Source organism: Lachnospiraceae bacterium JLR.KK002 (genome assembly GCA_036941025.1).
Lineage (GTDB): Bacteria > Bacillota > Clostridia > Lachnospirales > Lachnospiraceae > Petralouisia.
Genome location: JAYMNP010000001.1, coordinates 2,532,195 through 2,558,915, shown reverse-complemented (window position 1 = coordinate 2,558,915; position 26,721 = coordinate 2,532,195). Strand labels below are relative to the sequence as shown.

The window sequence follows — 26,721 nt, the reverse complement described above, 5'->3', positions numbered from 1 at the left end:
AAGGCATGTGACAGTTCAGCTTGTCTGAACTGTTACAAAGGCAGGAGAAGATACGTTCGATTCTCTTGCTTTTTTCTTTTTTTAGTTGTATAATATGGGAAAAATCAGGGATAAAAATCTTCCCGGAGGGAGAACTCCATGAAACAGGTTCATTTAAGAATGGACGATGAATTGTATAACGAACTGCTGAACTGTTCTGATATGGCAGGACAGACCATGCAGGACTGTGTGCGGGAAGCAGTTATTTATTATATCAGCAGCAGAAGGAAAAGTAAGAAAAGAGAAAAAAAAGGGCAATTTACCTTTATAGATTTATTTGCAGGGATTGGCGGGATGCGGATTGCATTTGAACGGGCAGGCGGCCAGTGTGTGTATTCCAGCGAATGGAACAAATACAGTCAACAGACATATTTTGCAAATTTTGGGGAACAGCCGGAAGGGGATATTACAAAGGTGGCGGCGGCTGATATTCCGGAACATGATATTCTTGTAGCCGGTTTTCCCTGTCAGCCCTTTTCCATTGCCGGGGTGTCAAAGAAGAACAGCCTGGGAAGGGCTACCGGATTTGAAGACAAGACCCAGGGCACGTTGTTTTTTGATGTATGCAGAATTTTGGAAAAAAAACGTCCGAAGGCATTTTTACTGGAAAATGTAAAGAATCTTTGCAGCCATGACAAAGGGCGTACCTTTCAGGTAATCCGGGAATCCCTGGATGAGCTGGATTATGAAGTATTTTATAAGGTTCTGGACGGACAGGATTATGTACCCCAGCACAGAGAGAGAATTTTGCTGGCGGGATTCGACCGGAGAAGATATGGGACAGATATATCATTTGAGTTTCATCTGACGCCCAAAACACCCCGGCCGGTAATGGGAGATATTCTGGAGCGGGTAGTGGAGGAGAAATACACGTTGTCAGACAAACTCTGGCTGTATCTTCAGAATTATGCGGCAAAACATAAAGCGGCGGGGAACGGATTCGGGTATGGAATTGCTCCTCCGGATGGAATATCAAGAACCATCAGCGCCAGATATTATAAAGACGGCTCGGAAATTCTGATTGCACAGGAAGGAAGGAATCCAAGAAGGCTTACACCAAGAGAATGCGCCAGGCTGCAGGGATTCCCGGACACCTTTAAGATTCCGGTATCCGATACCCAGGCCTATAAGCAGTTTGGGAATTCTGTAGTAGTGCCCCTGATAGAAAATGTGGCAAAGTTAATGGTGGCACACATAAAGAACATGGAGGAAATGCAGCATGGACATTAAAAGCCCGGAAGAACGAAGTAAAAATATGTCTGCCATCCGTTCCAGAGATACGAAACCGGAGGTATATTTCAGAAAGCTGCTGTTTGCGCAGGGATACCGCTACAGGCTGAACGCGAAGACAGTACCGGGACATCCGGACATATATCTGAAAAAATACAATACGGCAATTTTTGTACATGGCTGTTTCTGGCACCGCCATCCGGGATGTAAATACACTTACATGCCCAAATCCAGAGTGGAATTCTGGCAGAAAAAGTTCGAGACGAACCAGAAAAGGGACTGTGTGGTTCAGGAGGAACTGAAAGAGCGGGAAATAAAATGCCTTGTGGTGTGGGAATGCTCCATTAAGAAAATGAAAAGAGAAAAAGAGACCTGCGACAGAATGCTGGCCTATGTTGAGAAGTTTTTAACATCAGATGAGATGTGCGGTGAGATATAGCCGACGCAGAGAGCCTGAAAGGGAGAAAGGAGAGGAGATGGAAGTTATGAAGGAAAAAGAAATTAAAATCGTAAAAAATTCAACAATTTACGAAATTCGCCTGGCATTTGCGAGAGGAGAAAAAGAAGAATACAAAAAAGAAGAAATTCTTGAAATGCTTGACCAGATTGCTCTTGCAAAAGAGCAGGAATAAGCAGGAAAGGAGAACAATGAGTACACTGGAAGAACAAAAGCAAATAGCTATTGACAATTATATCAATCTGATGAGAATTAAGGCAGAAGAAAAAGCTGAGAACAAAGAGCTGGAAAGGCAGATAAAAATAGCAAAACTGAAATTATCAACTTTTGCTATTGATTTATCAGAAATCGAAGCAATGTTTTAAGATTGTATCAAACACAGAAAGGGCGGGCTTGTCACCGCCCTTTTTGTGAAAATATTTAAGGATTTATTAATATTTCCTGTTTTATAATACCGGCAGAAAGACAGGAAAGGAGCAGCATATGAATTTCAGAATATTGAAAAGAGACTTAAAACGCAAGAAATCCATCAACCTGATTTTGCTGGTATTTATTTTCTTATCCACCATGTTTATTGCGGGCAGTCTGAATAATTTTACCGTAATTTTGAACGGGGTGGAACATTTTATGGAACAGTCGGGAGTGGGAGATTTTCTGGTTGTGACCATGGGAGGCAGTCCGGAAGAACTGTCAGAAAACGACAGAACCATTGAGGAATTTCTGGAGAAGCAGGAACAGGTGGAGCATATTACCATTGATGAGATTCTGTATCTTTCGGAAAACCAGCTGAAAGGAAAAAATGGTAAGAAAATTTCCATGAGCAATACGGCTGTTGTGAACCGGTTTGATATTGGACAGCAGAAATTCTATGATGAAAAAAACCGGGAAATTACCCAGATGGAAGACGGGACCATTTACCTGAGTCAGAGGATGGCGTCAGAAAATAAGCTGGAAGCCGGAGACAGGCTGACCATCTGTTCCGAAAATGGTTTTGAGAGAGAATTTCAGGTGGCGGGGGCGCTGAAAGACGCCTTTCTGGGCTCTGATATGATGGGGATACAGCGGTGCGTGGTAAGCGAAGCAGATTTTCAGGAGATGCTTCAGAGGAGCGGCCTGCCTTATGGCAGACTGTATTCGGCAGACTGTAAAGACATCGAGGCCTTTCAGGAAGAATACAATAACGGTGAGTTCCATGAATTGTTCAGTGCAAATCGGGAACTGATAAAAACCACTTATGTGATGGAACTGGTGATTGCAGCCGTAATTTTGCTGATGAGCCTGTGCCTGATTGTCATTTCCGTAATTATGCTGCGGTTTACCATTGTATTTACCGTAAACGAAGATTACAAAGAAATCGGGATTATGAAGGCCATTGGAATCCGTGACATTTCCATCCGCAGACTGTATATGGTGAAATATTTTGTTCTGGCGGCAGGAGGAGCTTTCTGCGGATTCGGAGCCAGCATTCCCTTCAGCCGAATACTCCTGCGGCAGGTAACGGAGAAAATTGTAATCGAAGAAGGGGGCAGCAACATTCTGTTTCAGCTTCTGGTCAGCATACTGATTGTGGCGGTGGTTGTACTGTTCGGTTACCGCAGTACCGGAAAAATCAGAAAATTCAGTCCCATGGACGCTATCCGCAGTGGGAATAACGGGGAGCGTTTTCAGAAAAAGGGTAAGTTCCGTCTGAAAAAATCCCATGTGAGAGCCACAACCTTTCTGGCCTGCAATGATGTGCTAAGTGAAATGAGAAAGTATATGGTGCTTCTTCTGACCAGTATGATTGGCGTCTGGCTGGTGGTTATGCCGGTGAATACCATCAATACCCTGAATTCCGACGGGATTGCCGCCTGGTTCGCATTGTCAGAATGTGATTTCTATCTGATGGACGAGGAAAAGGTGGCGGAACTGATGAGGGAAGGGGACAGGAAATCCTGGTACGGATATCTGGATGAGATAAAAGAGCGGCTGGAGCGGGACGGAATTTCCGTGGAGAAAACCTGCACGGAAGTGTATTTTAAACTGCGGGTCCGCAAAGGGGAACAGTCCTGCAAATCCTTTTCCATTCAGGGCCTTGGGACTTCCACAGACCAGTATTTTTACGACGAGGGAGAACCGCCTCTGTATGACAATGAAGTGGCAGTTACCCACAGAATAGCGGAGCAAATCGGGGCAGAGCTGGGAGATACCATCTATATTACCAGCGGAAATCAGGAAAAGCCTTATATTATCACAGCCCTTTACCAGTCCATGAACAATATGGGAGAAGGAATCCGGTTTACGGAATCCGCAGAACTGGATTACGCAGAGGCGGCAGGCGGATTCGGCGCTCAGGTTGTTCTGGAGCAGAAAACGGAACAGCCAGAACTGGAAAAAGTGATGAAGCGGGCAGAAAAATTATTCCCGGAAGCAAAGATTAAGACCACAAAAGAATTTATCGGCGATATGATTGGGCACATTGCAGGAAGGCTCGGCCCTCTGAAATTTATGGTTCTGACAGTGGTACTGGCCATCAATGTGCTGGTGGTGGTGCTCATGCAGAAAATGTTCCTGATTCGGGAGCGGGGAGAAATCGGAATGCTGAAATCCATTGGATTTTCCGACGAATCCCTGATTGGATGGCAGACCAAACGGATTATGCTGGTACTGTTTGCCGGAATTGTGCTGGGTACCCTGACCGGAACGCCTTTTTCCGAAATTACTTCCGGCAGAGTATTTCAGATGATGGGAGCAGAAAAAATTGAATTTGTGGTAAATCCGCTGGAAATCTATCTGCTGTATCCAATAGCATTGTTTGTGGTTACGGTGCTGGCCTGCGTCATCGCCATGAGGCGGGTAAAACGTATCTCTGTACAGGAAATGAATCATATTGAGTAGAACAGGAGAAATGAAATGAGAGAAGCATTGTGCGTAAAAGATTTGTGTAAGACTTATATAACGAATAAAAGGCAGAATAATGTGCTGAAAAATGTAAATTTCACCATTGATGAAGGAGAGATGGTAGCGGTGATGGGGCCCTCCGGTTCCGGGAAATCCACCCTTTTGTACAGTGTGTCCGGCATGGACCGGCCCACTGCCGGAGAAGTGCTGCTGGGCGGGAAAAAAATTACGGATTTAAAGGAAAAAGAGCTGGCGCAGGTCAGGCTTGTCAGTATGGGATTTATTTTCCAGCAGATGTATATGCTGAAAAATCTTTCCATTATGGACAATATTCTGCTTCCGGCCTATCAGGCGGGAGACAAAAGCCGCACCCGGCAGGAAATCAACGAATACTGCCTTGGGCTTATGCGGAAACTGGGAATCAGCGATGTGGCGGAACAGGATATCACCGAGGTGTCCGGGGGACAGCTCCAGCGGGCGTGTATCTGCCGGAGCCTTATTAACCGGCCCCGAATACTTTTTGCAGATGAGCCTACGGGAGCTCTGAACCGCAGCGCGTCGGAGGATGTGATGAAGGAGCTGCATAAACTGAATCAGGAAGGGACCACCATTATGCTGGTGACCCATGACATGAAAGTAGCTGCAAAATGCAGCAGAGTGCTGTATATTGTAGATGGAAACATCAAAGGAGAACTTTACATGGAGGACAGTGGCAGTCAGGAGAAATTCCGGGAGCGGAGACTGAACAACTGGCTGCTGGAAATGGGCTGGTAAACAGGCAGGTGGTAATATGGCAGATATTATAGTGGTGGAAGATAACGAAGAACTGGGCACTCTGCTGTCGGATTTTCTGAAAGCAGAGGGATATGATGTGTATCTGGCCGTATCCGGGGAGGAAAGTCTGGAAATTTATGAGTCCGAAGGGGCGAAACTGGTAATTCTGGATTTGATGCTGCCGGGCATGGACGGATTCGGCGTGTGCAGCAGAATCCGGCACAAAGATAATACGCCCATTATTATTGTAAGCGCCAGAGGAGGAAAAGAAGATAAACTGAACGGTCTTTTGCAGGGAGCGGACGATTACATCGAAAAGCCCTATGACATTGATATTTTGCTGGCAAAGGTAAAGGGGATTTTTCAGAGAAGATATTCCTCGGACGAAATTCTGGAGGGCAATCTGCGTCTGGACAAACGGGGACGCCATATTTATCTGGAAGACCGGGAAATTCCCGCCACGGCCAGGGAATTTGACCTGTTGCTCTATCTGATGGAAAATAAGGGGAAGGCGGTTCCCAAAGAGGAACTGTTCTGTAAAATATGGGGCTTTGACAGCGAGAGTGAGCCCCAGACCCTGACGGTGCATATCCGGTGGCTGCGGGAAAAGCTGGAGAAAAATCCCAGAAAACCGGAACGGATTCTCACGGTCTGGGGTGTCGGCTATCGGTTTGAGTGAGAGGAGGGATAAGAGGACGGATTATGAAGAAAATGAATCAACTGCTGCTGGCTGCCCTGCTGGGCAGCCTTGCAGTGTTATGTCTGGTCAATTGGATATTGTTTCATGTGGAATTTTCCGGAGACAGCAGAGCATACCGGATTTCCCTGAACAGAGCGGAACATGCGCTGAGAGCATTTGAGCAGGAAAAAGGCCGGGTGCCGGAAAACCTGGAAGAACTGAATGGTTTTGCAGGAAAAGAAACCTGTCCTGAGGTTACAAAACTTCAGGTTCTGAAACATGGTATAAAAGCAGAAGATTTCCAGGGGAATGAGGAAACTCCCTATATAGTGACTGTTACAGAGTATGCCTGCTATAAAGTGTATTACTGCTTTGGAAATCCGGCCAGAGGCCCGGTGGTTTTGCTGGTGAACGGGGCCGCGGGCTGTTTCCTCCTGCTGGCCTGGGCCGTTCTTCTGTACGTCAGGCAGAAAATACTGCTGCCCTTTTTCCGGCTTTCCGGTCTGCCTTACCAGTTGTCCAAAGGGAATCTGACCATTCCTCTGAAGGAAAATAAAAACCGCTTTTTTGGAAAATTTATGTGGGGCATGGATGTGCTGCGGGAAAATCTGGAGGAGCATAAAAAGCGGGAACTGGAATTGCAGAAAGAGAAAAAACTGCTGCTGTTGTCCCTGTCCCATGATATCAAGACGCCTTTGAGCGCCATCCATCTCTATGCTCAGGCTTTGTGCCGGAACCTGTATCAGGAGGAAAGCAAAAAGCAGGAGATTGCCAGGAATATCAGGGAAAAGGCGGAGGAGATTGAGTCCTATGTGGGTGAGATTGTGAAAGCCTCCAATGAGGATTTCCTGGATTTTCAGGTGGAGAGCAGAGAATTTTATATCCGGGAGGCTTTGGGACAGATTCGCTCCTATTACCAGGAAAAGATGGCCCTGAATCAGGTGGAATTTATATGGGGCTCCTGTCCGGACTGCCTGGTCAGAGGTGATTTGGACCGTCTGGTGGAGGTGGTTCAGAATGTGGTGGAAAATGCCATAAAATATGGAGACGGGAGAAAAATTGAGATTTCTGCAAGCCGGGAGGAAGAAGAATACGCGGTTCTTATCCGCAATACCGGCTGTGAACTTTCCGGGAAAGACCTGCCCCATGTGTTTGACAGTTTTTTCCGGGGCAGCAATGTGGGTAAGAATCCCGGAAGCGGCCTTGGGCTGTATATCTGCCGCCAGCTTATGCACCTGATGGAAGGAGAAATTACTGCCGGAATCCGGGATTCGGACGGGGAAGTATGGATGGAAGTGTATATTGTGCTGCAACTGGCATGAAAGGCTGAAAAGAAACTGGCCATAAATCCGGGGAAAAGCAGTGATTCCGGAGAAAAATATGGGAAAATATTCACAGAAATCGGGAAAAGGGAAGCCGGAAAGGCGAAATCTGGCCCTGCTGACTTTTTTCTGTATGGGACTTTATTCCGGCGCCGAAAAAGACTACACTTGTGCCTGTAATGAAAAACCCCAAAAGGAGGATTTGTGTTATGAGTACAGGAAACAGATGGGAATTAAATAAAGAACTGGCGCAGATGTTAAAGGGCGGCGTTATTATGGATGTAACTACCCCGGAGCAGGCAAAGATTGCGGAGGAGGCGGGCGCCTGCGCGGTGATGGCCCTGGAACGGATTCCGGCGGATATCCGTGCGGCAGGCGGCGTGTCCAGAATGAGCGACCCCGGTATGATAAAGGGCATTCAGAATGCGGTATCCATTCCGGTGATGGCAAAATGCAGAATCGGCCATTTTGCAGAGGCACAGGTACTGGAGGCTATTGAAATCGACTATATTGACGAGAGCGAGGTACTGTCCCCGGCAGACGATGTGTACCATATTGATAAGACACAGTTTCAGGTGCCCTTTGTATGCGGGGCCAAAGACCTGGGGGAGGCTTTGAGAAGAATCAGCGAAGGCGCTTCCATGATACGGACCAAAGGGGAGCCGGGAACCGGGGATGTGGTACAGGCTGTGCGCCATATGCGTAAAATGAACGGCGAAATTGCCAGACTGGTCTCCATGCGGGAAGATGAGCTGTTTCAGGCAGCCAGAGAACTGATGGCGCCTTACCCGTTAGTAAAGCAGATTCACGAAACAGGAAAACTTCCGGTGGTGAATTTTGCGGCGGGCGGCGTTGCAACTCCGGCGGATGCAGCCCTTATGATGCAGCTCGGCGCAGAAGGGGTCTTTGTGGGCTCCGGTATTTTTAAATCGGGAAATCCTGCAAAGCGGGCAAATGCCATTGTAAAGGCAGTGGCCAACTATACCGATGGGCAGATGATTGCGGAGCTGTCGGAACATCTGGGCGAAGCAATGGTGGGCATCAATGCGCAGGAAATTGAACTGCTGATGGAAGAAAGGGGGAAATAGAATGCGGATTGCAGTGCTGGCGGTGCAGGGAGCCTTCACGGAGCATGAGCAGATATTCCGCAGTCTGGGGGCGGACTGTACGGAGCTCAGAAAAAGCAGCGATTTGGTCGGGACCTTTGACGGAATTGTTCTTCCGGGCGGAGAGAGCACCGTACAGGGCAGGCTGTTACGGGAACTGGGCATGTTTGAAATCCTGCAGGAAAAAATCCTCCATGGCCTGCCTGTTCTGGCCACCTGCGCCGGGCTGATTCTTCTGGCGGAGCAGCTTTCCGGCAGTGAAACTCCCTGGTTTGCCACCCTGCCGGTAACCGTCAGAAGAAATGCCTACGGCAGGCAGCTGGGCAGCTTTTCCGCCTCCGGAACAGTGCGGGGAATCCGGGAGGAAGAGCGGGAATTTCCGATGGAATTTATCCGGGCCCCTTATATTGTTTCCATCCGGAAAGGCGCGGAGCCCATTGCGGTGACGGATAGGCTGCCCGATGGCAGTCCCGGAGAAAATATCGTGGGCGTCCGCTACAAAAATCAAATAGGTCTGGCCTTTCATCCGGAACTGGCCGGCGATAAAAGATGCCATGAAATGTTCCTGTCTGTGTGCTGAACGCAGGCAGGAACATTTCGTTCGCGCGCCAAAAATGCGCTTGCACATTCTTTTTATAATAATTGTTGACAAATAATATTATATAGTATATAGTATTAAATATAAAATAGTAATATTTAAAAAATAGTAATGTACTGCAAACAATATTCTATGAGACAGAGCAATGGCTGCCATGGGATATTCGGAGGGTGTAATATTGAAAAACAGTAAGGAGTGATGGCATGGTATTTAACACAGGTGCAGCTCTTCTGGACGCAATTGTTCTGGCGGTTGTATGTAAGGAAGAGGAGGGCACGTATGGTTACAAAATCACCCAGGATGTACGACAGGCCATAGAGGTATCGGAATCTACTCTGTACCCGGTGCTGCGGCGCCTGCAGAAGGATGACTGTCTGGAGGTCTATGATGTGGAATGCGGCGGCAGGAACCGCAGATATTACAAAATAACGGACAAAGGGATGGCACAGTTGAATCTGTACCGGACAGAATGGGTAAATTATTCTTCTAAAATTACAATGTTATTTTCGGGAGGAGAGTCGGCATGAGCAGAGATGAATTTATGAGGCAGTTAGAGCGGCTGCTGGAAGATGTGGCAGAAGAGGAAAAAAGAGAGGCGTTATCTTTCTATCGAAGTTATTTTGAGGATGCAGGCGTGGAAAATGAAGCACAGATTCTGAAAGAACTGGAATCTCCGGAGAAGGTTGCCGCCATCATCAAGGCAGGCACCGGCATGGATGGAGCCGCAGGCACAGGCGAGTACACGGAGCGGGGATTTGAGGACAGCAGGTTTGAGCAGAAGCATCCGGTGGATATCCGGAAAAATACAAAGGAGCAGCAGTCCGGCTCCGGGCCATCCGGGCAGGAGTACGCCGGATATGAAGACAGAAATGAGTATGATTATGAAAACGCTTCTTTTGACAGCGGGAAAAGTTCATCCAACAGCGGAGACGGACGCTCCACTTACGGGGGACGTTCCACTGCGGAAATCCTTCTGATTGTAGTCCTTGCCATAGTGACCAGCCCCATATGGATTGGGATTGTGGGAGGAGTTGCCGGGGGTATTTTCGGTCTTGCTGTTTCCGTGGTATGTATTGCAGGTTCCTTTTATATTGCAGGCGGGGCGCTGGTTGGCGTTGGAATCGGCCAGATTATTACAGGCAGTATGGCAATCGGATTTGCCATGACGGGAGTGGGCCTGCTGCTGCTGGCAGTGGCAATTCTTGCAACTGTCCTCTGTGTCTGGGTATGCGGGAAGGTGATACCCTGGCTGTGCAGACTGGTTGGAAATGTGTGGAACAGAATATTTTCCGGAAGGGAGCGAAGAGCATGAAGAATTTTACAAAAGCGGCATTGATTATTGCATTGATTCTGGTGATACTGGGAAGTCTGCTGTGTGCGGTGGGAATGGGCATTGGCTTCCGGTTCTCAGAGTTCTGGAACCAGGTGGAGGCGGGAGAGTTCTCCATAGGCCCCATCCGTCATATTCCCTTTATCCGTTACGGGAGCAGTGATTTGGAATGGGATGACGACAGTATAGACTGGGATAGTGCCGATGAGGATGCATTTGATTTTTCCTGTGAGGATATTAAAAAAATCAAAATGGATGTGGACTACAGCGGTGTGAGGATTGTGGAAAATACGGATAGCAATCTGGTTCAAATGAATGTACAGTACCGCCGGGAAGACCACAGATATCAGGTTCAGGCTTACATGGATGGCAGTACCCTGAAAATTGAACATAAGGGCAGCGGGCGCATACGAAATTATGATTCCAGCCGGGTGACGCTGGAGCTTCCCAGGGAGCTGATGGAGCAGGTGCAGCTGAAAGAAATTGATTTGGAGCAGGGAAGAGGCTATATTTATATGGGAATGCCATTGACAGCGGAGAAAATAAGTATTAGTGTAGGAGCAGGGAAGTGTGAAACAGGCGAGAAGCTCACAGCGAAAAAGAAACTGTCCGTGAGCGTGGACGCAGGAGAAATCGAGCTGGGAGAGCTGGAAGCGGAAGAGCTGAAGCTGGAAGGCGGCGTGGGCACCCTTATCGCAGCCTTAATCCGGGCGGAAGAAATTGAAATAGAAGGCGGTGTGGGCACCATCGAAGTGGAGGCTGCCGGAAAAGAAAGGGACTACAGCTACGATATTGAGTGCGGGGTAGGAAGACTGGAAATCGGAGAGAATGAATATGGAGGCCTTTCTTCCAGCCGCAGTATTGAGAATCCGGGAAGTAAGAAAATGAAAATTGAATGCGGCGTGGGAGAGGTGGAGGTTTCTTTTCAGGAACTGTAAGTCTCCGGGCCAGGAAGCAGAAAATTATAATTTAATTGCAGAAAGAAGGAATGAATATGGAACCGAAAAGATTATTTAAATCCAGGAAAAACAGAGTAATTTGCGGTGTGTGCGGAGGTGTGGGAGAATACTTTAATATTGACCCTACGATTATCCGTCTGCTGTTTGTACTGCTGGGCTGTACCACAACCGGGATTATTGTGTATCTGGTTGCAGCAGTTATCATGCCGGAAGAAATGTAATCCGAAAGGCTTCGGCCGCAGCACGTGTCACAGTATTGAAAACAGCTTTAAAAGGAGACTGCCGCAAATTTTGCGGCAGTCTCCCTTGTTCTGCAGAAAATACGTCGTCACATCAGAACATACGGGTATTTTCTGTTTATGTATGGGATTATTTCGGTACATAGAGCATATCCACTTTCAGGATATGGTTGATCAGCCAGCTGGTCAGAAATCCCAGAAGTTCCTCTACGGTATCGTTCTGGCTGTTGAAGTCGTTGCCCAGAGTATCGGGATCGAATTCCATCAGCTTATCTTCAAATTTGCGGTGCATGGCCATGTGGTCTTCAATGGCGGCATAGTTTATGCTTCTCTGGTATTCCTCCTCATGGGCAAAGTGGGTTCTGGTATAGTTAATCAGCTCGGAAATCAGGTGAATCAGGCTGTCGGTTTTGTCCTGGATAAAATCATCGTTCAGTAACTGATAAGTCTCTTCTGCCAGTTCAAACAGCCTGGTGTGTTCCTGGTCGATGGCTGCAATACCAGTATAGTATTCCGGTTTCATTTCGTACATAATTTCATCTCCTTGACATAATGTTATGGCTGACGGAATTTCAGTTTGCAGACAGAATCCGGTCAGCGCCAATTCTTATTTTACTTCCATTTCCTGTAAGAATCAAGACGTGAAATTGAAAAATAAAGTATTTTATGGTAGTATGGTTTGGAAAGAATTTTTACGGGAGGAAAAAGATGGATAAATCTGAGATAAATACGTGCGAAGAAGTTTCAAAACGTCCTGAGAAAAAATCAGGAGGAAGCAAATTTTTGCTCCTGTTTCTGGTGATTTTTGTGCTGATTTTCGCGGTCACAGGCACGGGCATGATTTATTCGGCCCACAGGAAGGAGAAAATCTGCAGCGCAACGGCAGAGGGCGTTGTGGTCAGATACAGGGAATACACCCGCAACAATCATTCTCATGAGTACAGCCCTGTGGTGGAATACCGGGTGGGAAACAAGATTCTCACAGGGGAAACCAATGTATGGATGAGCGGCAGAAACTTCGAAGAAGGCGTTTATGTTGAGATTGGTTATAATCCCGAAAATCCGGAAGAATTTTATATCAGAAATTATGATTTGAAAACCACATACGGTATGGGAATGATTTTTCTGGCTGTCAGTGCGGGAATCACCCTTATTTCCATTTTGCTCCTGGTATTGAGAAGAATACATATGGAAGAAAAAAGGAAGGGGAACATACAGGCGGCGGTCCTGATTGGAGGAAGTGTTTTATTTATAGCCCTGGTATTTGTTTTTCTGGCCGGGCCTGTGATTACCTTATATATATTTGGGGGAATGGGGCTTTTTGTCCTGTTCGGGAGCCTCTGGAATAAGCGAAAAAGTAAAAAATAGCGGAGTAACAGAGAAGAACTGCTGCAAAACCAGGCAATCCGCTCGCGCGCGGAGAATGCGCTGTGCGCATTCTTTTTTATTTGATTTCCGCTCTTTTATAAATCACGTACAGTACCGGAGGCAGGACGGCGCAGGCTGCCAGATAAACGGTCAGCAGCACAGGCACAGAATTGTGAATGGTTCCGCCGATTTCGCACAGCACAAAATATCTCAGGTGGATATAGATTTCCAGGAGCTGGTCCGGGAAAAAGGAACACAGTCCGGGCAGGGTAATAATCCTGCTTAAAAAGGGAAACAGGCACAGCAGGATAAAGGGAACGATAATTGCGAGAACCGTGGAATGGGTTTTGGCAGAAACAATCATGGCCAGCAGGGAGGAAAACAGCGTGCCGATGTATCCGCCTGCCAGAATCAGAAGATAAGCCTGCCGGAACGTGATATTGTAGCTGCTTCTCCACATGTCAAACTGGATGGGGCAGCTCCCTCCGTCCGTGCCCAACAGCAGCAGGACAATAAAGGTGTACAGAAAGGTAAACGCCAGGTACAGTCCGGTGGCAACCAGAAATCCGGCCTCCATTTTGGCAAGAATGGCTTTGTTTCTTCCCAGTCTGCTGGAAAAGAAAATGGAGTCTGCTTTTAACTGGAATTCATCGGAAAAGATACCGGACACGAAAAATCCGATGGCCAGAGCCAGAATCAGCAGGAAGGTGGAACTGTTTTTCAGCAGCACTTCCCAGTTGATTTCATATTCGTAGTAAAAAGGGGTTTCAAGATCCTGATATTTTTTGATGAGGAACTCTTTTTCCTTATCGGTGAAGGTTTCTTCTCCCGATTCCAGCCATTGTTTCAGGGAGGCGATTCTCTGCTGATACAGACCGGTTACTTCTTCCTGACTTACCCGGTCCGCCCGGTAATAGTCATAGTCGTTAAATTCAGAAAATGTACTGCTAATCAGTTCTGTTAAGGTGGAAAACCCCTGCTTTCTGGCATATGCCTTATCCTGTTCTTCATAATCGTCAGATAACGCTTCCGGGCTGCTGTTGACGGTACTGTTCTCCCGGATGACTTTTTTCAGCATATCTTCCGTGAGGAGGCCCGCCCACTGATTCTGTGCGTCCCGGATTTTCCTGGCAGCGGCAGCTCCGGTGTATACCTGTTTCTGTCCCTGGTCATATGCGATATATTCCACATTGTTAATGGTCAGTATGCTGACGATAACCAGTGCCCCGGTCAGAACCAGCAATGCCATTTTACTGATGGATTTGGAAAATATTTTTTTCATTTCAAATAAAATCATGCTTCTTCACCAACCTTTTCTCCGAAATAATATAAAAATACATCCTCCAGGGAGGGCTCTGCCGGGACTGCATTCGGAAAAGGTATTTCCGGTGAAATAATCCGAAGCAGAGCTCCCTGGGGTTCCGATTTCATATTGGATACTTTGTACTGTTTCATGGCTTCTGAAATTCGGGCGTGTTCCACCCGGCAGTGCCAGACTTTTTCCGGCATGGACTCCAGCACCTCCTGAGCAGTGCCTTCCTGCACCAGAGTACCGTCTTTCATCAGCCAGATTTTGTTTGCAATGTACTCAATGTCTGAAACAATATGGGTGGACAGCAGTACCAGACGTTCCTCCGAGAGTTCGCTGATTAAATTCCGGAACCGGATTCGCTCATTGGGGTCGAGGCCTGCGGTGGGTTCGTCCAGTACCAGAATTTTCGGGTCGTTTAACATTGCCTGGGCTATTCCGGCCCGGCGCTTCATGCCGCCGGACAGCTTTTTCATTTTGCGGCCGGCAGCCTTTGTAAGGCCCACCTGGGGAATCAGTTCCCGTACTCTTTTTTTTGCCAGTTCAGGCCGGATTCCCTTGATGGCCGCAATGTACAGAAGATAGTCCTGTACGGTAAATTCCGGATAGAATCCGAAATCCTGAGGCAGATAGCCCAGCAGCTTCCGGTATTCTCCGTCCATTTTGAAAATATCTTTTCCGTCGCAGCAGATACTGCCGCCGGTGGGCCGCAGCAACGTGCATAACATGCGCATTAATGTGGTTTTTCCTGCACCGTTTACGCCCAGGAGGCCGTATACCCCGTTGGACATGGTAAGGTTCATATGATCTACAGCCGTAAAGCTGCCGAATGTTTTTGTCAGGTTATTCAGTTCCAGTTCCATAGTATTCCTCCGTTTTTTACAAAAAATATTCTGTTATGCCAGAACGTACAGAAAGGCAGGCAGTTTCCGGCAGATGCAGGTGTTCAGCCTTCACTCCGGAATTTCCAGGTATTCATCGCAGAAGTCAAGGGTTCGTATTACCGTCAGACATAAGAGCAGCAGGGAAGCTCCGAAAATTCCGGCCCATGCAGGCAGTGAAATCATGCGGTAAACCTGCTCATTTAAAGTGATTAGCAGCCACAGGGCGCTCCACAGCACAGACAGAACAATGGCAGAAGATTCCGTTACTTTATGTCTGCTGCTTAAGGTGCCAAAGCAGATGGCGGAAGTGACGGTTACCGGCAGCAGAAACTGAATCAGCAACTGTTCAGGAGGGAACCGGAGTCCAAGGACTGCCGTACCGCCGAACAGGGTGAGCAGCAAAATGTCCGCAATGCCGAACAGCAGTATTCTGGCTGCATAAATCTGCCGCAGGGAGTAAAGAGCAGCTTTTTCGATTTCCATACTCTGGCAGGAACGGTTTTTCCAGAGTTCCGGTATGGTGAGAATGGAAAATAAAGTGGAACATACGGCCATTCCCCGCTGAATCTGGTTTTCCTCCCAGGGAGAGGCCAGCATGGCTCCTGCCGCACATAAAAGTAAAAACTGAAGCAGCCACCATCGTTTCCGGATGAGTTTTAGCTGTATCCGCAGAAATTCACCGGGGGACAGCAGGAGTTCCTGCCGGGCTTCATAAAAGGCATATGCTGATTTTTGAATGGTTTCTGATATTTTTTCTTCCGCCGGCGCCGGGCGGTACAGTTTCTGACAGGATTTGAACTGTTCTTCCAGATTCATGGATATCCTCCTTTCCTGAGCAGCTGTTCCAGCCGGATTTTTGCCTGCCGCAGGCGGTATTTCACCAGCGGAAGCCCTACGTTCAGAATGTCTGCAATTTCCGTCATTTTCAGTTCCTGAAAATAATAGAGAATGATTACTTCTCTGAATGCTTCCGGGAGCTGCTGCAATGCCTGGTCTACCGTCAATTTGTCTATTACATGTTCTGTTTCTTCTGAATCCGGTGAAAAGACGCTGTTCAGTTCGGTATCTTCCAGGGGAATTTCCCTTTTCTTTCTGTAAAAGTCTCTGCACAGGTTCCCGGCAATGGTGTACAGGTAATTTTTAGCCTTTCCTCTGTGGTGGTAGGAGGCTGCGTGTTTGAAAAACCGTATAAAGGTTTCCTGGGTCAGATCTTCCGCGTCTCTCTGGTCCGCGCAGTGGTATTTGCAGTAGGCCAGGATTTCCGGATAGTATTTTCGGACGAAACCGTCGAATGCGGTTTCATCGCCCTGTTTTATTTTTCGGATGAAAAGAAAATCAGCATCCACGGAAGCCTCCTTTGTGATTGAAAGTCAAACGTTTTCCCTTCTGTTAAGTATAACGAATCAGAAAGGGAAAAGGACAGGGAAATGTTATCGTGCATGGAAGCAGAATATACGAGTATACGGCTTGCGGAATTTGTAACAGGGGAATCCGCCAGCTATTTTGATTTTGCAGCACTTTGTGATATGCATCCTTATATTTTTCAGGATATTTATGAATGGGTAGAATTATTTTCAAAATATTTAGCTGAGCTTTGGAAAGTACATCCATATCGGGAGTGGAAGAACAGTATAGGGAAAAGGAATATAAAGTTAAATGCATAGAGAATTTTTGAAATAAAAAAGATTGATTTTTTTTAATTATAAATTTTGTTGAAAAAGAAAAGCAGAACTCAATAACGAATGGACAGGCTCCAAAGCCATATTTAAGGGGCGTATATCATTCATCAGCTTCAACGCATTTAATCGGCCCCAGGGAAACAAGTATGCTGACGGTATCCTTGATGCCGCACATATAAGAGATGTCGGCGTAGCGTTGGCTGGATGATAAGGTACATGCAATATAATCGTTTATGAGCTTTCTCTGCTCTTTGGTTAAATCAAGATTCTCATACTGCCGCTCCAATTCATGCTCATCCCTGCGGTCATTGAGGTAGGTTTCATCTGCCCACGTTAATGCATCCCTGCTGCGATCCATGAAATTCCCCATGCCTTTTTAATTAAGTCTTCAATCAGCTTATTCATTTGCGTCTCCTTTCGATGGTTTATTTCACAAATGCACCTGTGTTCTTTTTTTCGCAGACTGTAAAAGGGCGATAAAAAAGGCGTAAAAAAAACAGACTACCCGGCTGAAAATCAGGACGTCCCTGTCTTTACAGATGTTGATGGTATTGGTAACTGCTTCCCTGGTTCGTCCATATAATTTCACCGGTTCGTCATATACTTTTGTAAAAGTGACATACTGGCTGATAATATCGTTGTATCAATGCCCGGATAATGATATTCATCGTCCACGTGGTCTGAGCCTCCGTCAAAATCATAATTTTGTCCCCTGCTGTGAAGCCCAAATCATTATAGCAGGCATCCACTAATATGTTTTTAATTGTGATGTCCTTCAGTTCATCTTCCATGGTTTCTGTATCTTCCGGGTGGAGCGCCCGGTATAGCTCTATCAGGTATTTTTTATCCTGAAATAAATTCGTAAAAAGGCTGTTTTTAATTGTATATTTTGCAATATCTGTTTTTCCATTCCTTCTTCCTTTCATCCCCGCCTTTCCAGCGGGGAAATAATCAGGTGTCATCCTGGTTTCATTATACAAAAAAACCATCCTATATTCAAGGGTGATTCCTCACTGGTTTGTTGGATAATGCCGTTTCAAATCCTGACACATTTTTCGTCAGTGACACAATTTCTGACACTAATTTTTTGTAAATTTACGCTTTTTTATGAGAGAAGATGAAAAGACAGAATGCCGGAAATCCCCAGAAACAGGCACTTAAGGCATTCTGCATAGACAAATGAAAGCCACACCATAATAAGTATCGGGTATCGTGCCCATGATTTTGTGCCGGTATGGGGCGAAAGGAAAAAAATGCCTGAAAGTGCAGATAAAATACCTCTCGGAAATGCCCTTTGAATGCCATTACTATCTGAAACCGGAGAAAAAAGAAATGTTACGGAACGTATGTTATCCGGCCTCCGGAGACAGTTCTGAGCCGGCCATCTGCTGGTTTGTGCAGAAGGACAGATACGTTCAGACAGAGGAAGCAGGGCTGCCGGACTGGCTGCAATTCCGGGAGGAAAAGATAATGCTGTTTTAAAGGCTGCTGTCATGAAAGACAGGAATATCAGAGAACGGGAATATGGAGGAAACAGAAATGGAGGGAACGGGAATGGAACTGACGCATTTTGATGAAAATGGAACAGCGGTGATGGTGGATGTAACAGATAAAGACGTCACGGTAAGAACTGCAGAGGCAGCAGGAAAGATTGCAGTAAATCAGGCCGTATATCATGCCATTGAAGCAGGGACCGTGGAAAAGGGGGACGTCCCTGGTGTGGCGGCCACAGCGGGAATTATGGCAGCAAAGAAAACAGCGGAGCTGATTCCCATGTGCCATATCCTTCCCCTGACAAACTGCAGGATTCAGTTTGAAAAAAACAGTGAAAAGAGAGAAATCTACTGTTATTGCACCGTCAAAGTAACCGGAAAAACCGGAGTGGAAATGGAGGCTCTGACCGGGGCCAGCATTGCTCTTCTGACCATTTACGATATGTGTAAGGCGCTGGACAGACATATGAAAATCGGAGATATTTATCTGCTGGATAAAACCGGAGGGAAGAGCAGATTCCACAGGCAGGAGCCTTTTTGATGAGAGCAGATTTCACAGGCCCTGGGGGCTTTGTTATTCGATTGTATGACATATGGCCCTGGGGCTTTGCTATTCGATTGCATGACATATGGCCCTGGGGGCTTTGTCATCCGACTGCATGACATATGGCCCCGCGGGCTTTTGTCTTATTCTGTCAGAAATCCCGCCGCCAGTTCCTGAAGCTGTGCGGCTGTCTCAGGCTCCAGTTCTCCCGTATAGCTGCAGCCCACGGGAGATTCCCGGAAAATTACCGCATAAGCAGTACATGCTGCAAGATAGGAGCCTTCCGGTGACGGGTGCATACCGTCTTCCGCCCAGAGTTCTGTCTGAGGATATTGATCCAGACAGCGCATGAACCCGATTCCGCCCGGAATCAGAAGGCTGTCCAGACGTTCAGCTACTGCCATGGTGTTCTGAGCCAGAGCAGACTGTACCAGTTCGGGCCCCATGATACTGGCGCCCTCTTTGGGAGTCCAGGTCATAAGCAGTGCGGTCTGTCCTCCGGCGGCGCGGATTTTTTCATCCAGAGCTGCGGCGGCGGGAAGCATGTTCTCTTCCGCATAAGCGAATGCATCGTTGGTATTCTCCTGCAAAATCACGAAATCCCAGTGTTCTTCCGTCAGCTTCTGATGCAGGGCTGCGCCCAGTTCATCAGAAGTATCTGCAAACTGTGTCAGGGTGTAATAGCCTTCGGAAAGTTCCTGTACCTCGCACTGGCGGCCCATGCCTCTGACTACTTCCCCGAACATGGCGGGCAAATCATTGGTAAAGGTATGGCTGTTGCCTGCAAACAGAATGCGGGGATTTTCTCCTGCCGCCGGGTCAGGAACCTTTAAATCCAGGGTCTGGCTGAAGTCAAAATCTTCTTCTGACGAATCAGAATCTTTCTGTGGCGGAGTTTCAGAATCTGCGCTTTCGGAGGGCGGTTCTTCCGGAGCTTCAGATTTGTCCGTTTCTTCTGAAACTTCCGGGCCGGAAGTTTCATCTGTGGACGGTTCGGTGGAAGCAGAAGTGTTCTCCGGAGCAGAACAGCCTCCCGCAAACAGCAAAAAGGCCAGCAGGAGAGCGCACAGAATCATCGGAGTTCTGTTCCGGCGTTTTCTGAAAGAGATGATGTTTTCGTTGAAAATGTCATTGTTCATGAGTTTCTTCACCTTTCTTATAAATATAATTAAGTATTGTAGTATAGCCTTCCGGTGCGTATAATGTATGGTAACTTATGCCCGTACGGGCAGTATAATATCATCAGATATTATACCATAACCCTCTGTCTGCTGCAATCAGACAGGATTTATGATGGGAGGAATTTATGCATTTTTTATTGAAAATTGGTTTGTTTGTGGCGGTTGGACTGGCGCTGAATCAGCTTGTGAATCTGATTTACAGGCTGGTATCCAGAAAAACAAATGCCATTCATCTGCGTTTCTTTAAAAGCATTATCAACGTACTGATTGATGTGGTGATTATCTACAGTCTGGTTCAGCAGTTTGAAATCACAAAAGATATCAGCAGGGCTCTGCTGCAGAGCGGTACATTGATTGTGGCCATTGCAACTTTTGCGGCCCAGCAGGCGCTGGCAAATGTCATAAGCGGTATCTCTGTCTCCGCCTCCAAACCCTATAACGTAAATGAGAAAATCAGAGTTATTCAGGGCGGGACTGTGATTGCGGAAGGAATGGTTCTGGACGTCACCATACGTCATACGGTGATTCGGCAGTTTAACGGAGAGTGCTGTATTGTGCCCAATTCCATTATGGATTCCGCTGTTATCATAAATACGAATTTTACGGAAAATGTGGGAAATTTTATAGAAATTACGGTTTCTTATGATACGGATATTGAGAAAGCCATAGTTGTCATGAAAAGAATCTGTGCGGAGCATGAACTGACCATAGAGACAGAGAAAAGCAGCGTTACCGTAAGCGGTTATACGCCGGACGGACTTACACTGAAGACCACTATCTGGACCAGAAATCTGAACGACAGCTTCAAAGCCTGCAGCGATATCAGGATTGCCCTGGTGGAAGCATTCAGGAAGAACGGTATCGAGATTCCCTACCAGACGGTAACGGTACATTATACAAAGGAGGATGTATGAAAGACAGCAAAAAAATTTATGCGAAACCTTATTTTGATGCTTTTTATCAGGGAAACAGGACTCTGTTTATTCTGGCGCTGGTGCTGGTGATATTAAATTTTCCGGTGAGTCTGGTGGGTTCCTGGCTGCTGGGCAGAGTGATAGATGTGATTACATCCGGGGATTTGCAGCAGTTAAAAGATACCCTGATTTTCACCGTCGGATTTATCATTGTGGCATTTCTGATAAGTGTGGCCAGCTACCGGGCCAAAAGCAGATTTATCTGTAAAGCTCTGGTTCAGTACAAGAACCTGGCTTTTCAGAAACTTTCCGAAAAGAACATCAGCACATTTACCAGAGAGAACACAGGAAGTTACATTTCCTTATTAACCAATGACGTCAGTTCAGTGGAGGAAAATTATCTCAGGAAATCCTTTTTGCTGCTGCATTATGTCCTGGTTTTTATCGGGACGCTGGTTATGATGTTCTGGTACAGTCCCATTCTGACATTTGCAACTGTTTTCCTGGCTTTTCTGCCCATGACTGCTTCTGTTTTTATGGGGAAGGAAATGGCGGTGCGGGAAAAGGAGGTAAGTGACAGGAATGAGGGATTTGTGGCGCAGCTTCAGGATCTGCTTTCCGGCTTTTCTGTTATCAAGAGCTTTAAGGCGGAAAAGGAAGCCTGGCAAATGTTCGCTGCTGCCAGTCAGGAAGTGGAGGAAAAGAAATTCCGCCGTTACTGGTGGAATGTCTGCTGACAGCAGTAAGCCAGAACTTATGCGCTGATATCTTACAGTTCGGTATCTTTCTGACGGGAGCTTATCTGGCTGTCCGCGGGGATATTACTGCAGGAACGGTACTTATTTTTGTGAATCTCTGTAACTATATTATTATGCCTGTCAATATTGTGCCCCAGTATTGGGCCAGCCGCAAAGGGGCCCGGGGGCTTATTGAAAAACTGGCTGAAATTACCCAGGAGAACAGAGTGTCCGCAGGGGACAGAATAAAACCGGTGCTGGAGGATGCAATTGTCTTTGAACATGTTGCTTTTGACTATGAGCCGGACCAGCCCGTACTGCAGAATATAAATCTCAGACTGGAGGCCGGGAAAAAATACGCTCTGGTGGGGCCTTCCGGAAGCGGGAAAAGTACTCTGCTCAACCTTCTGATGGGAGCCTGCAGCAGTTATTCCGGGCACATTTCTGTGGACGGTAAGGAGCTGAGGAAAGTGGATACTGACAGTCTTTATGATCTGATCAGCCTGATTGACCAGAATGTTTTCCTGTTTAACGACACAATCCGCCGCAATATTACCATGTTTCGTGATTTTCCGGAGGAAGAAACAGACAGGGCCATTCGTCACTCCGGCCTGTCACGGTTAGTTGAGGAGCGGGGCGGGGATTACCGCTGCGGGGAGAACGGGGCCGGACTTTCCGGAGGAGAGCGGCAGCGGGTATCCATTGCCAGGTGCCTGCTGCGGGGGACGCCGGTACTGCTGCTGGATGAAGCCACCGCCTGGATGATGTTCTGCTGGAGCAATACGATGAAATAATAGTGCTGTGCAACGGTACGGTATACGAGCGGGGCAGTTTTCATGAATTACTGGAAAAGAAAGCCTGTTTTTATTCCCTGTATCATGCGACGAACGGATGATAGAATTTTATTCTGCCGAAAATCTTCTGAAGACAGTTCCGGCTCTGACAGCAATAACCAGAGATACAAGGCCGGAAAACAGGACAACCCCGTATTCATATCCGCTGCAGAGTTCAAACAGAACGCCGTACATTGCATTGCCCAGCGGCTGGGCGCACATGGACACGGTAAGAATGACAGCAATCACTTTACCGGTTAAATGCCGGGGCGTTTCCTTCTGCACAAAGGACATCATCTGCACGGTAAAAAGCGTGGAACATACCATAATGGCGAAGCAGCATACGGTGATAATGATATAATTGATGATTCCGGAGGAAAACAGAATCAGTGAGGCGCCCATGGGGAACACCCATACCGCGCAGGCTGTAATCAGATTTCCCGCTTTCTGTATGGACAGCCTGCCGGCAAAAATGCCAGCGCCAATCCCTCCTGTCAGTCCTCCTGCGGCCAGCGCGCCCTGCGCAAAACCATAAAATCTGTTGGCCTGTGCCGCTTCCAGATTCAGTACCTCTGTAACCAGATACGGCAGTGCCACAATCAGCATGGCCGACAGAAAGAGGTTAATACCGCAGGTTACCAGCACGACTTTTCCGATGACAGGCTTTTCCTGCCGGATAAACCGGATGCTCTCTGCAAAATCCGTTTTTGCCGTCTGCAAAATACCTTCGCCGGAAGCCTGTTTCTGAAATGGTATCCGTATGAAAATTTCCATTACCGCCGACAGAACAAAACAGACCATGCAGACCAGCAGGACAGGCTTTAATCCGTATGCACTGTATAAAATGCCTCCAAGGACAGGCCCTGTCAGGGAAGCGAAGGAACTGATGGTGTTGATTACAGAATTTGCCGCCATAAAATGTTCCGGATGTACCAGTGCGGGAATACTGGCCTGCACGGAGGGCTGATATGCCCCTGCAATACCGTATAATAACATCAGCGTGATGGTCAGAAGGGGAATCAGATGTCCGCCCTCCATGCACAGCGAAAAGGTCAGGAGAACTGCCGCTGTAAAAAAATCCAGTATGACCATAATATTTCTTTTGTTTACCCGGTCTGCCACAATGCCTCCCACAGGAGACAGCAGAATGGCCGGAATGAAAGCGCAGGCTGTCACTGTCCCGTAAAGAGCCGATGAGCCTGTCAGATTCAGCAGATACAAAGGCAGCGCAAATCTTATGGCTGCGTTGCCGAACAGGGATATAATCTGTCCCGCCACAACCAGAGTGAAATCTTTTGTAAACAGTTTCTGATTCATAGATGAAACCTCCTGTCTCAGTAGTTGAAATTAAACATACTGGTAGTATGTTATACATTATCATACCGTTGGTATGTTTGTCAAGATGTCATGGGAAAGCCATAGAGCCAAAGGCGGCTTTGCCCCTCTTTTTTATTCGGAGGGTTTAAGCAGCCCTCCAGACGAAAGAAAGAAGGGTGAAACAATGTATGTTACATATCAGGATTTGATTCAGACAGGTATACTCATTGTCGCCCTTGCTAATTTGATTTATCAGATTTACAAGGGAAAAAAGAAATAGCCGCCACTATTCGCACCAGTGACGGCTTGCCTTTGCATAAGCAGAGGTAAACAAAAACAACGTTGTGGGTAGAGCCGCTTCTATGGCTTTCCCTTTTCCTGTGTCTAATATAGCATATCCGGAGGCAGGAAGCAAGAATTTTTTGTTTCCTGAATCTTCTTTATCCGGTTGATGTTCCTCCTTCAATGATTGGATGGTGGTTCTCTGTGTGTAAAAAGCAAAAAATGTGTAAATGGTATGTATGTAAAACAGATAAAATATATAAGCATGAACAGCCAGAAACCGCACGGAATCAGCACTTCATAAAATTTTCACATAATTTTAGCACTCACCTGTTGTAAGTACAATGTGAAATTTCTTGCAGTTGCATCAGAACCGCAAAAAGAATGGCGTTGGATGTTGCGTTGCTAAAAAGTATGACTGGACGAGATACCATATCGGCAAGATTTTTACATCAGTCCGAGTTCCAGTTTACGCCTTGCTTTAAACTGATTTGTAACACAAATTATCTTCCTGTTGTCAGTGATACCACTATTTTTAAGTCAGACCGGGTACAGGTTATTTCATTTGACCGACATTTTGCGGAGAGTGAACAGGATAAAACGCTAAAGAATAAATTATCTACAGGCAATGCATTAAGCGGAATCTTAAACTGGTGTATTTCTGGATGGTTACTTTTTTGTAAAGAAGGGTTGGACGAGCCGGAGAATATCCGGGCGGCTACAGTGGAATACGCTAATTCCTCTGATAAAATGCAAAACTTTATCAATGACTGCCTTGTGGAGAAAAAAGGGTGCAATATTGCTATTAAGGATTTATATGAAAAATATGAGGAATGGTGCAACGATAACGGTTTTCATACAGAAAATAAGCGGAATTTTATTGATGATGTGAAGTCAAAGAACATTTACAAGGCATCCGGAACAGTGAACGGCAAAACGGTTCGCAACATTATCCGGGGGGTATGATTTTGCAAGTGAAGATTTTATTGAAATTGATGAATCAGAGCCATTACCATTTGATTAGTGAGAGGTACAGTATATGGACTATTTCGAGGTATATCGTGAAATTTGGCAGTTTCATAAGCAGTATATTGATAGAATTTGCAATGAGGATGAATTTTGGGAAGCGGTGATTGCTGATGCGGACAAGCTGCACAAAAAGTACGATAATTCACGATTTGCAAAAGATTTGATACTTGCAGAACTGACGGAGTTTGAGCGAATCAGCAAAGAGGAAAAAACATAGTTTGTGCGTGTTGTGTATTTTCAATGGGGTATAAGAAAAAATAATTTCTTTAAGGGTTTTACATGGAAAATACATATTTGCACAAATGCAGTAAGAATAAGGCTTCCACGGTGTGTGTGATAGCTGACTCTCTCTGTGGAAGCAATAAAGAGTAATGAAAGAGTAAGGAATAGGCTAAGTCACACACAAAGGTAACGTCAATTAAAAAAGATTGAATTTTATAATTTTTTTCAGAATGAGAGTTAATAAATTATGGCAGGAAAAGCACCACAAGGACAACTAACAGAGATGAACCCGGTCAAGGTAAAAGCAATTATTCACAGTTTGAGACAACTTTATGATATGGGAAAGCCGAAAACAAACTTAGAATTGAAAGAAAGGATTGATATGTTTTTCCAGTTTTGCGAGGATTCCAGTATTAGACCGGGCGTTCAAGCACTTTGCACGGCATTACATATGACATTAAGCGGTCAAGTATCGCCGCCAGTTTGGATATTCCTCTTAAAGAACTGGTGTTTGTATAAAGACACAGTTTCTATTGAGGAAAATATACCAAATACGAAAACAACGCACGCTTTGACAGCCGCACAGCTTCCAAAGTTGGGGAATATGGCAGAGGATAACGGTAGTAATGCAACGCTTCCTTATCTGGCAGATACAAAGCTAAACACAATAGTAGAGTAAATATGGCCATTAGATCATGATAATTTGAGGTGATAGGGTGGATTAAAGTAAGGAAAGAATGAGGTAGAAAATGTATGGATAGAGAAATGATTATAAACAATCTGCTTACGGATTATGGAAAATATGGCGTTACCAGAGCCGAATTAGAACCGATTATAGATGATGGCATACAGAACTATGATTTGTCATTAGAAGCTATCTACAGCGGTTTGAGAATGAGCCTTGCATCTGTATTTAATGAACATGAGTATTTCTCTTTAGATGATGTAATGGCGATAACCGGTGAAAGTCGGGAAGAACTTTTACAGCAGATAGAGCAATGTCGGCGAGAATTGATAGAAGCAGGAGAAAACCCGGATGATTATTTCAAGCCTGTAGAGTCACAGAGGGCAGCAGTCTATTACTTTCCTAACGGTTTGCGGTAGCAATGAACTGTTATCTAAGGCTGCAATGAGTGATGATTTTATGTCAAAGAATATGTCAAAGTATATATTAGGATGTTTTAGATGCTTTGAAATCAAGAAAATATGATTGTTATTAGCACTAACTTATGCTAAGTACATATCATTTTTGTTGAGTATTCGGATAAAGAGTATGGCAGATTTTCTTATGTTTTGCATGGTCGGATATTAAGTCC

34 protein-coding genes and 1 pseudogene are annotated in these 26,721 nt (G+C 46.1%); 26 read left to right on the top strand and 9 right to left on the bottom strand.

Features of this window, described 5'->3' with window-relative positions; translation table 11 throughout:
- The first annotated feature begins 138 nt into the window (after window positions 1-138).
- The 15 genes from dcm (at window position 139) to VSQ32_12335 (ending at window position 11,595) form a co-directional block, all read left to right on the top strand.
- Window positions 139-1,269, top strand: a complete 1,131-nt coding sequence (dcm, locus tag VSQ32_12405; GenBank protein MEH2943645.1) for a DNA (cytosine-5-)-methyltransferase — start codon at window positions 139-141, stop codon at window positions 1,267-1,269.
- Complete coding sequence (locus VSQ32_12400; GenBank protein ID MEH2943644.1) at window positions 1,259-1,708, top strand: very short patch repair endonuclease; 450 nt, start codon at window positions 1,259-1,261, stop codon at window positions 1,706-1,708. Before dcm ends, VSQ32_12400 begins: the two co-directional genes overlap by 11 nt.
- A 46-nt stretch (window positions 1,709-1,754) precedes the next feature.
- The gene (locus tag VSQ32_12395; protein ID MEH2943643.1) at window positions 1,755-1,901 is read left to right on the top strand and encodes a hypothetical protein; all 147 of its coding nucleotides are present in this window, start codon (window positions 1,755-1,757) and stop codon (window positions 1,899-1,901) included.
- A gap of 16 nt (window positions 1,902-1,917) precedes the next feature.
- Window positions 1,918-2,091 carry a hypothetical protein gene (locus VSQ32_12390; protein ID MEH2943642.1) on the top strand — a complete coding sequence of 58 codons (174 nt, stop codon included), beginning with the start codon at window positions 1,918-1,920 and terminating at the stop codon, window positions 2,089-2,091.
- Between the two features lie 118 nt (window positions 2,092-2,209).
- Window positions 2,210-4,603 (top strand): ABC transporter permease, encoded by a 2,394-nt coding sequence (locus VSQ32_12385; GenBank protein ID MEH2943641.1) that lies wholly within the window; start codon window positions 2,210-2,212, stop codon window positions 4,601-4,603.
- A gap of 15 nt (window positions 4,604-4,618) precedes the next feature.
- Complete coding sequence (locus VSQ32_12380) at window positions 4,619-5,380, top strand: ABC transporter ATP-binding protein (GenBank protein MEH2943640.1); 762 nt, start codon at window positions 4,619-4,621, stop codon at window positions 5,378-5,380.
- A gap of 16 nt (window positions 5,381-5,396) precedes the next feature.
- Window positions 5,397-6,059, top strand: a complete 663-nt coding sequence (locus VSQ32_12375; GenBank protein ID MEH2943639.1) for a response regulator transcription factor — start codon at window positions 5,397-5,399, stop codon at window positions 6,057-6,059.
- Window positions 6,060-6,082: 23 nt separating this feature from the next.
- Window positions 6,083-7,381: a HAMP domain-containing sensor histidine kinase gene (locus tag VSQ32_12370; protein MEH2943638.1), complete on the top strand. Its 1,299-nt coding sequence runs from the start codon at window positions 6,083-6,085 to the stop codon at window positions 7,379-7,381.
- 58 nt (window positions 7,382-7,439) lie between these two features.
- Window positions 7,440-7,622, top strand: a complete 183-nt coding sequence (locus VSQ32_12365) for a hypothetical protein (GenBank protein ID MEH2943637.1) — start codon at window positions 7,440-7,442, stop codon at window positions 7,620-7,622.
- Window positions 7,591-8,469: a pyridoxal 5'-phosphate synthase lyase subunit PdxS gene (pdxS, locus tag VSQ32_12360; protein MEH2943636.1), complete on the top strand. Its 879-nt coding sequence runs from the start codon at window positions 7,591-7,593 to the stop codon at window positions 8,467-8,469. The genes VSQ32_12365 and pdxS overlap by 32 nt, the downstream gene beginning before the upstream one ends.
- 1 nt (window position 8,470) lies before the next feature.
- On the top strand, window positions 8,471-9,067 hold the full coding sequence (gene pdxT / locus VSQ32_12355) for a pyridoxal 5'-phosphate synthase glutaminase subunit PdxT (GenBank protein MEH2943635.1): 597 nt from the start codon (window positions 8,471-8,473) through the stop codon (window positions 9,065-9,067).
- Between the two features lie 221 nt (window positions 9,068-9,288).
- A complete protein-coding gene (locus VSQ32_12350; protein MEH2943634.1) occupies window positions 9,289-9,612 on the top strand; it encodes a PadR family transcriptional regulator in 324 nt (107 codons plus the stop codon).
- On the top strand, window positions 9,609-10,397 hold the full coding sequence (locus VSQ32_12345; GenBank protein MEH2943633.1) for a DUF1700 domain-containing protein: 789 nt from the start codon (window positions 9,609-9,611) through the stop codon (window positions 10,395-10,397). The genes VSQ32_12350 and VSQ32_12345 overlap by 4 nt, the downstream gene beginning before the upstream one ends.
- The gene (locus VSQ32_12340) at window positions 10,394-11,353 is read left to right on the top strand and encodes a DUF4097 family beta strand repeat-containing protein (GenBank protein ID MEH2943632.1); all 960 of its coding nucleotides are present in this window, start codon (window positions 10,394-10,396) and stop codon (window positions 11,351-11,353) included. Before VSQ32_12345 ends, VSQ32_12340 begins: the two co-directional genes overlap by 4 nt.
- Window positions 11,354-11,409: 56 nt before the next feature.
- Window positions 11,410-11,595 carry a PspC domain-containing protein gene (locus VSQ32_12335; protein MEH2943631.1) on the top strand — a complete coding sequence of 62 codons (186 nt, stop codon included), beginning with the start codon at window positions 11,410-11,412 and terminating at the stop codon, window positions 11,593-11,595.
- Between the two features lie 148 nt (window positions 11,596-11,743).
- On the opposite strand, the gene VSQ32_12330 is transcribed toward VSQ32_12335, so the two are convergent.
- Window positions 11,744-12,145: a bacteriohemerythrin gene (locus VSQ32_12330; GenBank protein MEH2943630.1), complete on the bottom strand. Its 402-nt coding sequence runs from the start codon at window positions 12,143-12,145 to the stop codon at window positions 11,744-11,746.
- Between the two features lie 176 nt (window positions 12,146-12,321).
- On the opposite strand from VSQ32_12330, the gene VSQ32_12325 reads away from it, so the two are divergent.
- Window positions 12,322-12,981 carry a DUF3592 domain-containing protein gene (locus tag VSQ32_12325; GenBank protein ID MEH2943629.1) on the top strand — a complete coding sequence of 220 codons (660 nt, stop codon included), beginning with the start codon at window positions 12,322-12,324 and terminating at the stop codon, window positions 12,979-12,981.
- A gap of 76 nt (window positions 12,982-13,057) precedes the next feature.
- Here the strand turns inward: VSQ32_12325 and VSQ32_12320 are convergent, their stop codons facing one another.
- The 4 genes from VSQ32_12320 to VSQ32_12305 form a co-directional block, all read right to left on the bottom strand.
- On the bottom strand, window positions 13,058-14,278 hold the full coding sequence (locus tag VSQ32_12320) for an ABC transporter permease (protein MEH2943628.1): 1,221 nt from the start codon (window positions 14,276-14,278) through the stop codon (window positions 13,058-13,060).
- Window positions 14,275-15,153, bottom strand: a complete 879-nt coding sequence (locus VSQ32_12315) for an ABC transporter ATP-binding protein (protein ID MEH2943627.1) — start codon at window positions 15,151-15,153, stop codon at window positions 14,275-14,277. Before VSQ32_12315 ends, VSQ32_12320 begins: the two co-directional genes overlap by 4 nt.
- 90 nt (window positions 15,154-15,243) lie before the next feature.
- A complete protein-coding gene (locus VSQ32_12310; GenBank protein MEH2943626.1) occupies window positions 15,244-15,990 on the bottom strand; it encodes a hypothetical protein in 747 nt (248 codons plus the stop codon).
- Complete coding sequence (locus VSQ32_12305) at window positions 15,987-16,520, bottom strand: RNA polymerase sigma factor (GenBank protein ID MEH2943625.1); 534 nt, start codon at window positions 16,518-16,520, stop codon at window positions 15,987-15,989. Before VSQ32_12305 ends, VSQ32_12310 begins: the two co-directional genes overlap by 4 nt.
- 93 nt (window positions 16,521-16,613) lie before the next feature.
- Here VSQ32_12305 and VSQ32_12300 point away from each other — a divergent pair, with 93 nt between their 5' ends.
- Entirely contained in the window at window positions 16,614-16,838 is a 225-nt protein-coding gene (locus VSQ32_12300; GenBank protein MEH2943624.1) for a hypothetical protein, read from the top strand.
- Window positions 16,839-16,953: 115 nt separating this feature from the next.
- On the opposite strand, the gene VSQ32_12295 is transcribed toward VSQ32_12300, so the two are convergent.
- Entirely contained in the window at window positions 16,954-17,211 is a 258-nt protein-coding gene (locus VSQ32_12295) for a hypothetical protein (GenBank protein MEH2943623.1), read from the bottom strand.
- Window positions 17,212-17,370: 159 nt separating this feature from the next.
- Window positions 17,371-17,779 (bottom strand): annotated as a pseudogene (locus VSQ32_12290) (hypothetical protein).
- A 406-nt stretch (window positions 17,780-18,185) separates the two neighbouring features.
- Here VSQ32_12290 and VSQ32_12285 point away from each other — a divergent pair.
- Both VSQ32_12285 and moaC read left to right on the top strand, forming a co-directional pair.
- Window positions 18,186-18,335 (top strand): hypothetical protein, encoded by a 150-nt coding sequence (locus tag VSQ32_12285; protein MEH2943622.1) that lies wholly within the window; start codon window positions 18,186-18,188, stop codon window positions 18,333-18,335.
- Between the two features lie 72 nt (window positions 18,336-18,407).
- The gene (gene moaC / locus VSQ32_12280; GenBank protein MEH2943621.1) at window positions 18,408-18,887 is read left to right on the top strand and encodes a cyclic pyranopterin monophosphate synthase MoaC; all 480 of its coding nucleotides are present in this window, start codon (window positions 18,408-18,410) and stop codon (window positions 18,885-18,887) included.
- Between the two features lie 146 nt (window positions 18,888-19,033).
- Here moaC and VSQ32_12275 read toward each other — a convergent pair whose 3' ends face one another.
- On the bottom strand, window positions 19,034-20,029 hold the full coding sequence (locus VSQ32_12275; protein MEH2943620.1) for an SGNH/GDSL hydrolase family protein: 996 nt from the start codon (window positions 20,027-20,029) through the stop codon (window positions 19,034-19,036).
- A 167-nt stretch (window positions 20,030-20,196) separates the two neighbouring features.
- On the opposite strand from VSQ32_12275, the gene VSQ32_12270 reads away from it, so the two are divergent.
- The 3 genes from VSQ32_12270 to VSQ32_12260 are packed head-to-tail and all read left to right on the top strand — an operon-like array spanning window position 20,197 to window position 22,516.
- Complete coding sequence (locus VSQ32_12270; protein MEH2943619.1) at window positions 20,197-20,985, top strand: mechanosensitive ion channel family protein; 789 nt, start codon at window positions 20,197-20,199, stop codon at window positions 20,983-20,985.
- Entirely contained in the window at window positions 20,982-21,722 is a 741-nt protein-coding gene (locus tag VSQ32_12265; protein MEH2943618.1) for an ABC transporter ATP-binding protein, read from the top strand. Before VSQ32_12270 ends, VSQ32_12265 begins: the two co-directional genes overlap by 4 nt.
- On the top strand, window positions 21,707-22,516 hold the full coding sequence (locus VSQ32_12260) for an ABC transporter ATP-binding protein (GenBank protein MEH2943617.1): 810 nt from the start codon (window positions 21,707-21,709) through the stop codon (window positions 22,514-22,516). The genes VSQ32_12265 and VSQ32_12260 overlap by 16 nt, the downstream gene beginning before the upstream one ends.
- A 108-nt stretch (window positions 22,517-22,624) precedes the next feature.
- On the opposite strand, the gene VSQ32_12255 is transcribed toward VSQ32_12260, so the two are convergent.
- Window positions 22,625-23,872, bottom strand: a complete 1,248-nt coding sequence (locus VSQ32_12255; protein ID MEH2943616.1) for an MFS transporter — start codon at window positions 23,870-23,872, stop codon at window positions 22,625-22,627.
- A 696-nt stretch (window positions 23,873-24,568) separates the two neighbouring features.
- Between VSQ32_12255 and VSQ32_12250 the strand changes: the two genes are divergently transcribed.
- From VSQ32_12250 to VSQ32_12235, 4 genes are all read left to right on the top strand, one after another.
- On the top strand, window positions 24,569-25,120 hold the full coding sequence (locus VSQ32_12250) for a phage/plasmid primase, P4 family (GenBank protein ID MEH2943615.1): 552 nt from the start codon (window positions 24,569-24,571) through the stop codon (window positions 25,118-25,120).
- Window positions 25,121-25,193: 73 nt separating this feature from the next.
- Window positions 25,194-25,400 (top strand): hypothetical protein, encoded by a 207-nt coding sequence (locus tag VSQ32_12245; protein MEH2943614.1) that lies wholly within the window; start codon window positions 25,194-25,196, stop codon window positions 25,398-25,400.
- A 252-nt stretch (window positions 25,401-25,652) separates the two neighbouring features.
- Window positions 25,653-26,084 carry a hypothetical protein gene (locus tag VSQ32_12240; protein ID MEH2943613.1) on the top strand — a complete coding sequence of 144 codons (432 nt, stop codon included), beginning with the start codon at window positions 25,653-25,655 and terminating at the stop codon, window positions 26,082-26,084.
- Window positions 26,085-26,158: 74 nt separating this feature from the next.
- The gene (locus tag VSQ32_12235) at window positions 26,159-26,509 is read left to right on the top strand and encodes a hypothetical protein (protein ID MEH2943612.1); all 351 of its coding nucleotides are present in this window, start codon (window positions 26,159-26,161) and stop codon (window positions 26,507-26,509) included.
- Window positions 26,510-26,721 lie beyond the last annotated feature (212 nt).

Bases quoted from the DNA above. Each gene is read 5' to 3' on its own strand.
- VSQ32_12385 (MEH2943641.1), top strand. From the start codon at position 2,210: ATGAATTTCAGAATATTGAAAAGAGACTTAAAACGCAAGAAATCCATC.
- pdxS (MEH2943636.1), top strand. From the start codon at position 7,591: ATGAGTACAGGAAACAGATGGGAATTAAATAAAGAACTGGCGCAGATG.
- VSQ32_12370 (MEH2943638.1), top strand. From the start codon at position 6,083: ATGAAGAAAATGAATCAACTGCTGCTGGCTGCCCTGCTGGGCAGCCTT.
- VSQ32_12320 (MEH2943628.1), bottom strand. From the start codon at position 14,278: ATGATTTTATTTGAAATGAAAAAAATATTTTCCAAATCCATCAGTAAA.
- VSQ32_12240 (MEH2943613.1), top strand. From the start codon at position 25,653: ATGGCAGGAAAAGCACCACAAGGACAACTAACAGAGATGAACCCGGTC.
- VSQ32_12335 (MEH2943631.1), top strand. From the start codon at position 11,410: ATGGAACCGAAAAGATTATTTAAATCCAGGAAAAACAGAGTAATTTGC.
- VSQ32_12295 (MEH2943623.1), bottom strand. From the start codon at position 17,211: ATGGATCGCAGCAGGGATGCATTAACGTGGGCAGATGAAACCTACCTC.
- VSQ32_12375 (MEH2943639.1), top strand. From the start codon at position 5,397: ATGGCAGATATTATAGTGGTGGAAGATAACGAAGAACTGGGCACTCTG.
- VSQ32_12270 (MEH2943619.1), top strand. From the start codon at position 20,197: ATGCATTTTTTATTGAAAATTGGTTTGTTTGTGGCGGTTGGACTGGCG.
- VSQ32_12380 (MEH2943640.1), top strand. From the start codon at position 4,619: ATGAGAGAAGCATTGTGCGTAAAAGATTTGTGTAAGACTTATATAACG.
- VSQ32_12285 (MEH2943622.1), top strand. From the start codon at position 18,186: ATGTTACGGAACGTATGTTATCCGGCCTCCGGAGACAGTTCTGAGCCG.
- VSQ32_12315 (MEH2943627.1), bottom strand. From the start codon at position 15,153: ATGGAACTGGAACTGAATAACCTGACAAAAACATTCGGCAGCTTTACG.
- VSQ32_12310 (MEH2943626.1), bottom strand. From the start codon at position 15,990: ATGAATCTGGAAGAACAGTTCAAATCCTGTCAGAAACTGTACCGCCCG.
- VSQ32_12395 (MEH2943643.1), top strand. From the start codon at position 1,755: ATGAAGGAAAAAGAAATTAAAATCGTAAAAAATTCAACAATTTACGAA.
- moaC (MEH2943621.1), top strand. From the start codon at position 18,408: ATGGAACTGACGCATTTTGATGAAAATGGAACAGCGGTGATGGTGGAT.
- VSQ32_12235 (MEH2943612.1), top strand. From the start codon at position 26,159: ATGGATAGAGAAATGATTATAAACAATCTGCTTACGGATTATGGAAAA.
- VSQ32_12250 (MEH2943615.1), top strand. From the start codon at position 24,569: ATGACTGGACGAGATACCATATCGGCAAGATTTTTACATCAGTCCGAG.
- pdxT (MEH2943635.1), top strand. From the start codon at position 8,471: ATGCGGATTGCAGTGCTGGCGGTGCAGGGAGCCTTCACGGAGCATGAG.
- VSQ32_12365 (MEH2943637.1), top strand. From the start codon at position 7,440: ATGGGAAAATATTCACAGAAATCGGGAAAAGGGAAGCCGGAAAGGCGA.
- VSQ32_12255 (MEH2943616.1), bottom strand. From the start codon at position 23,872: ATGAATCAGAAACTGTTTACAAAAGATTTCACTCTGGTTGTGGCGGGA.
- VSQ32_12245 (MEH2943614.1), top strand. From the start codon at position 25,194: ATGGACTATTTCGAGGTATATCGTGAAATTTGGCAGTTTCATAAGCAG.
- dcm (MEH2943645.1), top strand. From the start codon at position 139: ATGAAACAGGTTCATTTAAGAATGGACGATGAATTGTATAACGAACTG.
- VSQ32_12300 (MEH2943624.1), top strand. From the start codon at position 16,614: ATGGAAGCAGAATATACGAGTATACGGCTTGCGGAATTTGTAACAGGG.
- VSQ32_12340 (MEH2943632.1), top strand. From the start codon at position 10,394: ATGAAGAATTTTACAAAAGCGGCATTGATTATTGCATTGATTCTGGTG.
- VSQ32_12275 (MEH2943620.1), bottom strand. From the start codon at position 20,029: ATGAACAATGACATTTTCAACGAAAACATCATCTCTTTCAGAAAACGC.
- VSQ32_12325 (MEH2943629.1), top strand. From the start codon at position 12,322: ATGGATAAATCTGAGATAAATACGTGCGAAGAAGTTTCAAAACGTCCT.
- VSQ32_12265 (MEH2943618.1), top strand. From the start codon at position 20,982: ATGAAAGACAGCAAAAAAATTTATGCGAAACCTTATTTTGATGCTTTT.
- VSQ32_12400 (MEH2943644.1), top strand. From the start codon at position 1,259: ATGGACATTAAAAGCCCGGAAGAACGAAGTAAAAATATGTCTGCCATC.
- VSQ32_12350 (MEH2943634.1), top strand. From the start codon at position 9,289: ATGGTATTTAACACAGGTGCAGCTCTTCTGGACGCAATTGTTCTGGCG.
- VSQ32_12390 (MEH2943642.1), top strand. From the start codon at position 1,918: ATGAGTACACTGGAAGAACAAAAGCAAATAGCTATTGACAATTATATC.
- VSQ32_12345 (MEH2943633.1), top strand. From the start codon at position 9,609: ATGAGCAGAGATGAATTTATGAGGCAGTTAGAGCGGCTGCTGGAAGAT.
- VSQ32_12330 (MEH2943630.1), bottom strand. From the start codon at position 12,145: ATGTACGAAATGAAACCGGAATACTATACTGGTATTGCAGCCATCGAC.